The organism is Bacillus sp. hwrm1, from assembly GCF_040207805.1.
Taxonomy (GTDB): Bacteria; Bacillota; Bacilli; order Bacillales; family Bacillaceae; genus Bacillus; species Bacillus velezensis.
Genome location: NZ_CP157943.1, coordinates 2384723 through 2396206 on the forward strand (window position 1 = coordinate 2384723; position 11484 = coordinate 2396206).

At 46.0% G+C, this 11484-nt stretch carries 9 protein-coding genes; all 9 read right to left on the reverse strand.

Annotation, left to right across the window (positions count from 1 at the left end):
- Nucleotides 1-234: 234 nt before the first annotated feature.
- On the reverse strand, nucleotides 235-2109 hold the full coding sequence (gene mutL, locus ABK447_RS12005) for a DNA mismatch repair endonuclease MutL (protein WP_025284750.1): 1875 nt from the start codon (nucleotides 2107-2109) through the stop codon (nucleotides 235-237).
- A gap of 15 nt (nucleotides 2110-2124) precedes the next feature.
- Nucleotides 2125-4710, reverse strand: a complete 2586-nt coding sequence (mutS, locus tag ABK447_RS12010; protein WP_094031921.1) for a DNA mismatch repair protein MutS — start codon at nucleotides 4708-4710, stop codon at nucleotides 2125-2127.
- Nucleotides 4711-4828: 118 nt separating this feature from the next.
- The gene (gene cotE / locus ABK447_RS12015; protein WP_003154111.1) at nucleotides 4829-5374 is read right to left on the reverse strand and encodes an outer spore coat protein CotE; all 546 of its coding nucleotides are present in this window, start codon (nucleotides 5372-5374) and stop codon (nucleotides 4829-4831) included.
- Nucleotides 5375-5626: 252 nt separating this feature from the next.
- A complete protein-coding gene (locus tag ABK447_RS12020; RefSeq protein ID WP_003154113.1) occupies nucleotides 5627-6058 on the reverse strand; it encodes a RicAFT regulatory complex protein RicA family protein in 432 nt (143 codons plus the stop codon).
- 2 nt (nucleotides 6059-6060) lie between these two features.
- Entirely contained in the window at nucleotides 6061-7590 is a 1530-nt protein-coding gene (gene miaB, locus ABK447_RS12025; protein WP_012117585.1) for a tRNA (N6-isopentenyl adenosine(37)-C2)-methylthiotransferase MiaB, read from the reverse strand.
- Nucleotides 7591-7732: 142 nt separating this feature from the next.
- On the reverse strand, nucleotides 7733-8911 hold the full coding sequence (locus ABK447_RS12030) for a glycine C-acetyltransferase (protein ID WP_136396372.1): 1179 nt from the start codon (nucleotides 8909-8911) through the stop codon (nucleotides 7733-7735).
- Between the two features lie 12 nt (nucleotides 8912-8923).
- Nucleotides 8924-9970, reverse strand: coding sequence for an L-threonine 3-dehydrogenase (tdh, locus tag ABK447_RS12035; protein ID WP_032866039.1), 1047 nt, complete (start codon nucleotides 9968-9970; stop codon nucleotides 8924-8926).
- Between the two features lie 257 nt (nucleotides 9971-10227).
- Complete coding sequence (gene spoVS / locus ABK447_RS12040) at nucleotides 10228-10488, reverse strand: stage V sporulation protein SpoVS (protein WP_003154135.1); 261 nt, start codon at nucleotides 10486-10488, stop codon at nucleotides 10228-10230.
- 199 nt (nucleotides 10489-10687) lie between these two features.
- Nucleotides 10688-11482: a TIGR00282 family metallophosphoesterase gene (locus ABK447_RS12045; RefSeq protein WP_038463885.1), complete on the reverse strand. Its 795-nt coding sequence runs from the start codon at nucleotides 11480-11482 to the stop codon at nucleotides 10688-10690.
- Nucleotides 11483-11484: the final 2 nt, after the last annotated feature.

Sequence of the window (11484 nt, forward strand, 5' to 3'; positions counted from 1 at the left end):
TACCAAACACAGGATACTACATCGCCAACCCCAAATACTCTCCAAAAACAATTTTTATATGACAGAAAACCAGCTGGATGTTAAACCAATCATTTTCATGATTGACGGCATACCGATGCAACAATTATGCCAGAAATTAAAAAACTCAAAAGTTATCTCTGAAAGGCTGGGTCATTCAATCTAGTAAGGCTGCTTGTGGGCAAATAACGGTTTAGTCTCACATAAACGTTGTTATTACATCACACGTTTAAACATCTTCTCCATCTCATACGTGCTGTGGTGGATAATGATCGGCCGGCCGTGCGGGCATGTGAACGGGTCTGTCGTTCGGCGCAGATCGTCCAAGAGCGCTTTGATTTCGTCGTTTCGCAAATGGCGGTTCGCTTTGATTGAGCCTTTGCAGCTCATCATAATGGCCGCTTCCTCCCGCAGCTTTTTAATATCGATCTGTTTGGCGTCAAGCACCTGCTGAATGATTTCTTCAATCAGTTCAGCTTCTTCCCCTTTTGGAAACCAGGCCGGATGGCAGCGAACGATGTAGCTGTTGGTGCCGAATGCTTCTAAAAATACTCCGACGCTTTCAAGCTCATGCTGATGCTGGTCAATGATCAGCGCTTCATTTGCCGCGTAATGAAAGGTGAGCGGCACGATCATATCCTGCACTTCAGGCTCGACCTGCCCGACTTTCTCCCGGAAATATTCGTATTTAATCCGTTCTTGTGCCGCATGCTGGTCAATGATATACAAGCCGTTTTCGTTTTGGGCTAAAATATATGTCCCGTGCATTTGGCCGATCGGATACATCACCGGAACCCTTCCCTCCCGTATTTCTTCAGCGACAGCTTCCGGTTCCGGAGTATCGGAAACAGGCGCTGCCGTTTCGGGCATACCGATCTCCGGCGGCACTCCGTGATCCGCTTCATTCGGGAGGATCTCTTCTTCTATTATTACCGGCTCAGGCTCTTTTACGACCGAACTCAGCTTCATTGGTGAGTAAGACGGCTCCGGCGTTTTTTCAGGAAGTTTCCGCTCAGGCGCGCTTTCCTCGAATGTCATAAATTGCTGTTCGTTTTTGGCCGGCGCCGGCGCTGATTTTTTCGGGAGCTGGGCGCTCGGAATAAGCCGCTGCTTTTGAAACACTTCCTTTATCCCGTCACGGATCAGCTCATGCAGCTCCGTCTCTTTGCTGAGGCGGACTTCAAGCTTCGACGGATGGACATTGACATCAACCAAAATCGGGTCCATCGTAATTTCGATAAACGTAATCGGATGGCGGCCGATCGGCAGAAGTGTGTGATAGCCCTCATGCACCGCTTTTACAAGCGGGAAATTCTTAATGTATCTTCCGTTAATGACAGATGACATGTAGTTTCTGGATGCACGCGTGATTTCCGGAAGCGCAATGTAGCCCTTGACTTCAAAATCAAGCGAGCTGACATGGAGCGGTATCATTTTTTTCGCAACCGCCGTCCCGTAAATTGCGGCCAGCACATGGCGCACATCCCCGTTACCGTTTGTCTGCAGCAGATTTTTCCCCTGATGGCGGAGACGGATCGATACTTCCGGATGCGCAAGAGCGATCCGGTTGACAACATCCGTAATATTGCCGAGCTCCGTATGCACGGTTTTCATATATTTCAATCTGGCGGGTGTATTGAAAAACAGGTTGGTAACGATAATCTCCGTTCCTTTTCTGCTGGAGGATTTCTGCTCAGAAATGATATTCCCGCCCTGAAGAATGAGATGGGTTCCCGCTCCCTCGCCGATGCTCGTTTTGATTTCCAGATGAGAAACAGACGCGATACTTGGCAAAGCTTCTCCGCGGAAACCGAGTGTTCTCACCCGGAACAGGTCGTTTTCATCTTTGATTTTACTGGTCGCGTGGCGGCGGAAAGCCCGCTTGCAATCATCGGTTTCCATACCTTCGCCGTTATCGAGCACCCGAATCGACGAAAGCCCCGCTTCCTCTATGTCGATTTCAATGACTGTGCTGTTTGCGTCGATGGCGTTTTCCACCAATTCTTTAACGACTGAGGCAGGCCGTTCGACCACCTCGCCGGCCGCTATTTTATTTGAAAGTTCATCTGACAGCTGGATGACTTTTGCCAAGTCCGTCACCTCTTTCTATTTTAATTTTTTTTGCAGCTTGTACATTTCATTCATCGCTTCAAGCGGCGTCATATCGAGAATATTGATTGACTTAAAGGCTTCAAGCACTTGTTTTTCTTTATTAGAAACAGCCGGTGCCTTCTGTTCTTTTTCACCGTCAGCAAAAAAGGACAGCTGTGCCGGTTCTTCTCTGACGGCGGACTTTTTCTCAGATACCGCCGGAAGCTCCGGTTTATCTCCCGTCTGCTCAAGCTGTTTCAAAATCTCCTGCGCGCGGCTGATCAGATCGTCCGGGAGCTCGGCAAGCTGGGCGACATGAATGCCGTAACTTTTATCTGCGGCTCCTTCTTTGATTTGATGGAGAAACACGACCGTTCCGTTATATTCCTCTGCGCGCACATGAACGTTTTTCAGCTGAGGAAGCTTATCTTCAAGCACCGTCAGCTCATGATAATGCGTGCTGAACAGTGTTTTAGCGCCGATATGATCATGGACATACTCAATAATCGCCTGTGCCAGCGCCATTCCGTCGTACGTTGATGTCCCGCGGCCGATTTCATCAAACAGGATCAGGCTGTCTTTTGTGGCGTTCACAATCGCGTTTTTCGCTTCCAGCATTTCCACCATAAAGGTGCTTTGTCCGGAAATCAAATCATCCGCTGCCCCGATTCTCGTGAAGATTTGATCAAAAATCGGCAGAACCGCTTCTTTTGCGGGCACAAAACAGCCGATCTGAGCCATGATCGATAGAAGTGCGATCTGTCTCATATACGTGCTTTTACCTGACATATTCGGACCCGTAATCAGGAGCATTTCCCGCGAATCGCCCATCAGGCAGTTGTTCGGCACGTATTCTTGACTGTCCATCACCTTTTCAACGACGGGGTGTCTCCCTTCAATGACTTTTACTTCATTATCAGAAAAGACGGGCTTTGTGTAATGCCTGTTTTCACTGATCGTAGCAAAGCATTGCAGTGCGTCCAGCTCACTCATTTGTTTGGCAAGACGCTGCAAGCGCGGAATAAATTGTTTCACCTTTTCACGCAGTCCGGCAAAAAGCTCATATTCCAGCTCGCAGATGTTGTTTTCCGCTTCTAAAATAAGCGCTTCTTTTTCCTTCAATTCCGGCGTAATGTACCGTTCGGCGTTTGTGAGGGTCTGCTTCCGCTCATACCGTCCGTCTTCAAGCAGATGAAGGTTTGCTTTTGTGACTTCAATATAATAGCCGAACACTTTATTGAAACCGACCTTTAATGAACGGATGCCCGTATAAGCGCGTTCCTGCTGCTCCAGTCTGGCAATCCAGTCTTTACCGTTTTTGCTGGCGTCACGGTACTCATCGAGCTTCTGATGATAGCCGTCTTTAATTAAATTGCCTTCTTTTAACGATAACGGCGGGTTTTCATGAAGGGCTTCTTCTAACAGGTCAAGCAAATCTCCGCACGGATCAATCAAGCCGGCGCGTTCTTTTGCTTTTTTATGGTTAAGAGACCCTACAAGCTCTTTGATGCTCGGCACTTGTTTTAAAGATTCTTTCAGCTGGATTAAATCCCTTGCGTTGACGTTTCCGAATGCGACCCGGCCCGCCAGACGTTCTAAATCGTATACTTCCTTCAGGCGCTCTCGCAGATCTTCACGCTCAAACAGATGATTGATCAGCGTCTCGACCATTTCCTGGCGTTCTTCGATTTGGGATGCCCTGATCAGCGGGCGGTCAATCCATTGTTTGAGAAGCCGGCCGCCCATCGCTGTTTTCGTCTCGTCTAAAAGCCAAAGCAATGACCCTTTTTTGCTTTTCGAACGGATCGTTTCCGTCAGCTCAAGATTCCGTTTTGAATACAGGTCAATTTTCATCGCTTCTTCCAATTCATATACTTGAACCGGCTGCAGATGATCCAGGCTCCGTTTTTGCGTTTTCTGCAAATACGTATATAAACGCATAAACGTCTCTGTCAGCTCTTCGCCCGGCAAGTGCTTTGCGATTTCAATGCGTTCTGTTATTTCCCCGTCTTCGATGGAAATCGTGGCGCCGCACCGTTCTTTCAGCTGAGCAGCTGTATGTTCGTTAAACTTGCTCGATACGACAATTTCCTTTGCGCCGACTGAGTAAATTTCTGACATGACATCTTCAATCCGCTCAATAAATACGGCCAGGTTTTCTCCGGTCGTTAAGTCCGATAAAGCGAGACCGTATCCGTCACGGAATTTGGAAACGGAAGCGATAAAGTTGTTTTCCGATTCATGAATGCCTTTTCCATCCATCACGGTTCCCGGTGTGATCAGCTGGACGACTTCTCTTTTTACAACGCCTTTAGCCGCCTTCGGATCTTCCGTCTGCTCACAGATCGCCACTTTATAGCCCTTTTTAATCAGCTGTTCAATATAAGCCGCCGCGGAATGATACGGCACGCCGCACATCGGAATTTTATCAGCCGAACCTCCGTCTCTGCTTGTCAGTGTAATTTCAAGCTCTTGTGACGCTTTTTTTGCATCTTCAAAAAACATTTCATAAAAGTCACCAAGCCGAAAAAATAAAAAGGCATCTTGGTGCTCTGCCTTTATCTTCAAGTATTGCTGTATCATAGGCGTGTAACTAGCCATCATTTAATCCCTCACTATGTATCTTCTCTTATCCGAATCCCATTATAACATAAACAAAAGAGTGATATCTTTATATATAAAAAAGAGACTTGGGGTGTTAAACTCCCCTAGCCTCAACTTATTCTTCAGGATCTCCGACTAAAAATTCAGGGTTAATGTCCTCTAATTCTTCATCAAGATCGTCTTCCCAATCATCATCATCGTCTTCTTCCCAGTCAGGATTGACTTCGACGACGACTTTCGTTTCACCGACCACTTCTGCTAAAAATTCTCTCTCTGCCTGAACCACGATTTTATTTCCGTTAGGAGAAATGGTGACTTCAAGACAATTCGGCTGCTGCAGCACTTTGGCAATGACTTCGTGTTCGTCATCTAAGTAATTTGTGTCTCTGTATCTGAGTTTAATCACATCGACATACTTTACTCTCTCGGTTACAACTTCCGTTTTTGTATTATCGGCGTAAGAGTACCAGACGTTTATATCATAATACCCTTCAATTTCTACAGTCTTCCCGATCTTTTCGGCATCGTACTTGTGGTTGATAATCCAGCCGCCCAATATACTTGACGGTTTTTCTCCAGGTGAGATCGTGTTGGTGCATTGGGTGAATTTTCTTCCTTTCGCAACTACCGCTTTCGTAATAATTTCCCTGTATTCAGACATTCCGGCAGGCCTCCTTGTTCTTCTTCGTGTTATCTTATGCTGGGCATTTGTCTCATGTGCATTTTTATAATAAAAATATAAAAATACAAAGTTTCTGTTTCATTGTATGCAGCCCTGCCCAGAAACTTTACTTTTAAGTATGATAAAACTATCCAGTAAAATGGGACAAAACGATAAGACGATGAAAATTTAGTACATATTACAATTAGTTCTCAAATAACAAAAAAACACGGGCCGATGAAGGCCCCGTGTTTAAATAGAACAGCTGTTATTCGAATGTTTTACTTTTGAACCGGTTTCTCCCGTCAGCAGGTTGCCTCCGGTAGATGTAATGATTTCGTTTGTCACCTGATTTGAGATCGTATGTGCGACAAGCTGAAGAAGGTCATTGACCTCAATCTGGGAATCTCTGAATTCCTGAATGATCGGAATCCCTTCAAGCTCTTCCTGCAGGGCGTCAATTTTACTTTCCACTTGTTTCAGCGCTTCAAGCTTTTCGTAGTGCTTCAGGTTAACGGCTTGCTTTTGCAGGGTTTTAATCTGATTAATAATCGCAGAGACTTTTTCATTTTCGTTAATCTGCGCCTCGGCGCGTTTGAAAAAATCAACTTCTTCTGTTTCAGAAATCATTTTCGCAAGGTTCCTAGCCTGCTGTACAATGTCTTTCTTTGAGTAAAGCGTCATTATTATTTCACCTCGATTGCTTCTCCTGCCATCACACCGTCAAGCGACCATGTTTTCGCCTGTTCGATTTTGACGCGTACAATCTTGCCGATGGCGTCTTTCGGCCCTTTGAAGTTGACGAGCTTGCTTTTTTCCGTATAGCCGGCAAGAATGTCAGGGTTATTTTTGCTTTCTCCCTCAACTAATACTTCGACGGTCCTGCCTTCATATTCCTTCATTTTTTTGGCTGAAATTTCTTTCACCAAATCATTGAGGCGCTGAAGACGTTCTTTCTTGACCCTCATCGGAACATTGTCTTTCATCTTCGCTGCCGGCGTGCCTTCACGAGGAGAGTAAATAAACGTATATGCGCTGTCAAATTCCACTTCGCGATATAACGAAAGCGTTTCTTCAAATTGTTCATCGGTTTCATTCGGAAAACCGACAATAATATCAGTCGTCAGTGAAGCGTTCGGCATCGCCGCTTTAATTTTTCCGACAAGCTCCAGATAGCGTTCTCTGTCATATTTGCGCGCCATCATTTTTAACATCGCTGAGCTTCCTGATTGAACCGGAAGATGGATATGGTCAAGAAGGTTGCCGCCTTTGGCGAGCACTTCGATCAGATGATCATCAAAGTCACGCGGATGACTCGTCGTGAATCGGATTCTCGGAATATCAATTTTGCGCAGTTCGTCCATTAAATCACCGAGTCCGTACGTCATATCCTCAAAATCTTTTCCGTACGCATTCACGTTTTGACCGAGCAGCGTGATTTCTTTATAACCTTCGCTTGCAAGTCTTCTGACTTCCTGGATAATTTCCTCAGGACGGCGGCTTCGTTCTTTTCCGCGGGTATACGGTACGATGCAGTATGTGCAGAACTTATCACAGCCGTACATAATGTTGACCCAGCCTTTAATTTTTCCGTTGCGGACTTTCGGAAGGTTTTCAATGACATCCCCTTCCTTCGACCACACTTCAATGACCATCTCTTTTGATAAATATGCCTCTGATAACAGTTCCGGCAGACGGTGAATGTTGTGCGTGCCGAAAATCATATCGACAAACGGGTGCTTCTTAAGGATGCGGTTTACAACTGATTCTTCCTGTGACATGCAGCCGCAGACGCCGAGAATCAAGTCCGGGTTATTTTTTTTGAGCGCCTTTAAATGGCCGAGCTCTCCGAACACTTTGTTTTCAGCATTTTCCCGGATAGCGCAAGTGTTTAATAAAATAACGTTCGCGTCATCAACCGAATTTGTCGCTTCATAACCGAGCGCCATAAAAATACCCGCCATGACTTCCGTATCATGCTCGTTCATTTGGCATCCGTACGTGCGGATATAAAATTTCCTGCCTTCACCGAGGCCTTTAAATTCTTCTGAGATTTTAAAATCGTTATGATATTGAACGGATTCTTTGCCCCGTTTTTTCGCATCTTTTAAAGAAGGCGGAATATATACGGCTTCAAAATACTTGCTGTAATCCTTTTCGGATGTTTTGTCCGCTGGATTCACTTGTCCGCTTTCCTGCTTTTGCTTTTCATTCATGTTCGAATGTCTCCTTTCAACCGAAACTTCCACCCTCAAGTATACTGGTTAAAAGCGTTTGGCACAACCGCCAGCCTATTATTGTACACCTTATTGAGAATAAGAATCAATCAGAAATAAAAAAGAGGGAATCATTTCCCCCTTACACAAGCTGAAACTCTTTTGCGGCTGAACGGATTACTTCCAGGGCCCGGTCAAGCTCCTCTTTTGTATGCTCCGCCGTAATAATGGTGCGGATTCTCGCTTTTCCTTGGGCGACCGTCGGATACACGATGCTTTGTGCAAAGACGCCGCGGGTCAATAAAAGGTCTGATAATGCCTGGGCTTTTTCTTCCTCCCCTATTAATATCGGCACGATCGGTGTTTCGCTTTTTGTGAGGGTCAGCCCCATTTGAACCAGTTTATCTTTGAAATACGCCGTGTTCTCCCACAGCTTTTCCATATGCTCAGGCTCTTCCAGCAGGACGTCAATGGCTTCTATGCATGCGGCCGTTACCGCAGGCGGATGAGAAGTGCTGAATAAGAAAGGGCGCCCTTTATGGCGCAGGTAATCGATCAGAACCTGCGACCCTGCGGCGTAACCGCCAAGCACTCCGATGGCTTTGCTTAATGTGCCCACCTGTATATGGACTCTTCCGTCAAGACCGAAGTGATTAACCGTTCCCCTTCCGTTTTTTCCGAGTACGCCGGAAGCATGCGCGTCGTCGACCATCACAAAGGCATCGTACGCCTCCGCAAGTTTGACGATGTCAGGCAAAGGAGCGATGTTGCCGTCCATTGAGAATACGCCGTCGGTGACGATCAGGCGCATGCGGTAATTCATTGATTTTTTCAGCACCCTTTCCAAATCGTCCATATCAACATGGCGGTACACCTTTTTATCTGCTTTCGTCAGCCTGATCCCGTCAATAATGGAAGCATGGTTCAGTTCGTCAGAGATCACGATATCTTCTTTTGTAAGAATGCTTGATAAGACGCCCTGGTTCGTTGTGAACCCCGATTGAAAAACAAGTGCCGCTTCTGTTTTTTTAAAGTTTGCCAATTTTTTCTCCAGCTCATTGTGCATTGTGAATGTTCCGGCGATTGTCCGGACGGACCCCGTACCCGCTCCGAATTCTTCCGCGGCGCGTTTGGCCGCTTCGACAAGCCTTGGATGCGACGTCAAACCGAGATAATTGTTCGATGAAAGCTGTATCACGTTTTCCCCTTTGACTTCCACCGACGGACCCTGCTTCGTTTCAATTTGTTTCATTTGCTGCCACGTTTTATTTTCTTTCATTTTATCAAGCTCTGCTTTTAGAAATTCAAATTCTTTCATTATAGAACCCTCCCCTTATGGAATCAAAATGACTTTGCCGCACTGGCCCTTTCTCATCAGGTCAAACCCTTTTTCAAAGTCTTCAAGCGGAAACTGATGCGTGATCACCGGCGTCAGATCAACAAGGCCGGATTCAAGCAGGTGCGATACCTGCCGCCATGTTTCAAACATTTTTCTGCCTGTGATGCCTTGGACGGTAAGTCCTTTAAACACCACGTCATTTGTCAGGTCAACCGTCACCGGACGTTCCGGCAGACTCAGCATGTGGAACCTTCCCCCGTTGGCCGCCATCTTTAATCCTTGTGCTATAGCTGCCGGGTGGCCTGACATTTCGCAGACAAGGTCGATCCCTTCTCCGCCTGTTAAGGTGTCGATCACCTCAAGCGGATCTTCCTTATCAGCTGAAATGGTGATCGTGGCTCCCAATTTCTTCGCAAGAGCCAGCCTGTAATCATTTTTATCAATGGCCGCAATACAGGATGCACCGGCCGCTTTAGCCACTGCCACCGCCATCAGCCCGATCGGTCCGCAGCCGATAATTGCAGCGGAACCGCCCGCAAGCTGGCTGCTTTCCAGCACCGTATGCACCGCGTTGCCAAGCGGCTCTTGAACAGAAGCGACGGCGGGGTCCATATCAGCGGGATTTTTCCAAACATTTCGAGCCGGCACTTTGACATATTCAGCGAAGGAACCGGCTGTATCTACGCCGAGGATCTTTGTATGGGTGCACACATGATGTTTTCCTGTTAAACAAGGGACACAAGTACCGCAGACGAAGTGGGTTTCAGCCGAAACGTAGTCACCTATTTTGACATTTGTGACGTGCTTGCCCGTTTCCGCTACGATACCGCTGAATTCATGTCCGAATACTTGAGGTGTTTTGATTCGTTTCTGCGCCCATTGATCCCAATTATAAATATGCACATCTGTACCGCATATAGATGCGGCCTGTACTTTAATGAGAACTTCATTCTCATTAATGGAAGGTATGGGAATTTCTTTCAGAGTTGCTCCGAAAGCGTTTTCATTTTTGACGATAGCTTTCATCTTTCCTCCCAACACGTACACTCCTCCTCGAAAAAACACTGTAATAACTGGATTGTAACATGATATAAAAAGGAGGTAAATACCAGTGTCCACTCCAAGAAAACAACTGCTTCCGTCCGGAAAAATGGGCGGGATTTTTTTTGAATATTATATGAATAAAGCCATTTATCATCTCTTCGTACTATCAATATAATATTGTGAGAAAATATGACAACAATAAAAACAACCCGCTCGCCTTACGCAAGCAGGTTGAGAATATCATGTTTTTGTTTTTAACGGGGTTCGACGATTAACTTAATCGCCGTTCTTTCTTCTCCGTCAATCTGTATATCTGTAAAAGCCGGAATACAAATCAAATCTACGCCGCTTGGCGCGACAAAGCCTCTGGCAATCGCAACCGCTTTAACAGCCTGATTTAAGGCACCCGCCCCAATTGCTTGAATTTCGGCGGCTCCGCGTTCCCTCAATACACCGGCAAGCGCGCCTGCTACTGAATTTGGACTTGATTTTGCTGAAACTTTTAAGATTTCCATTTCTGCTCCCCCTTAGTTTTACAATGGATAAGTGAGTGTTCATTAGAACAATCATTATTAGATGTTGCTATCCAAAAAGCCATCCCCACAATGCTTTTCAAAAATAGCGGGCTACCTTCCATTTTTACTATATTCACTAAGAAGTTGCTATATTCCTGCTTTTCCTTTTAATATTTTTATAAAATAAACACATGATCACCTATTCAAAGAACATATGGTCATCATTGATTAATATCCGTTCGATATTTACGGCCTTTTTCGTTTGATCGTCGATGTCAATGAGCACTCCGCTCAGCGTAGTTTTACCTTCCGCCACCGTAAACCGGACAGGAAGATTGGTTTTAAACCGCTTGATGACCGTTTCTCTGTCCATACCGAGAATTCCGTCGTACGGACCCGTCATGCCTACATCAGTAATATATGCCGTTCCTTTCGGCAAAATGCGGTTATCTGCCGTTTGCACGTGTGTATGGGTGCCTACCACGGCAGAGGCTCTTCCGTCTGTGTACCAGCCGATCGCAATTTTTTCGCTTGTCGCTTCGGCGTGAAAATCAATAAAAATGTACGGCGTGCGCTTTTTCGCTTCTTCTATTAATTCATCCGCTTTAGCAAACGGATCATCAAGCGGCGGAAGAAACGTCCGCCCCTGTAAGTTAATGACGGCAAGCTCTTTTCCGTTCGATTTAATATAGGTAATGCCTTTGCCCGGCGTACCTTCCGGGAAATTCGCCGGCCGGACAAGATGCGGCACATCATCAATAAAGTCGAAGATCTCTCTTTTATCCCACGTATGGTTTCCCATTGTAATGACATCTGCTCCCGCTTCCATAAGGCTGTGGTAGATCTTTTCTGTCAGTCCTTTTCCGTGTGCTGCATTTTCTCCGTTAATAATTGTAAAATGCGGTTTATGTTTCGCTTTCAGTTTCGGGACATATTCTTTTACCATGTCGCGGCCCGGGGAACCGACAACATCTCCGATAAATAAAATTCTCATAC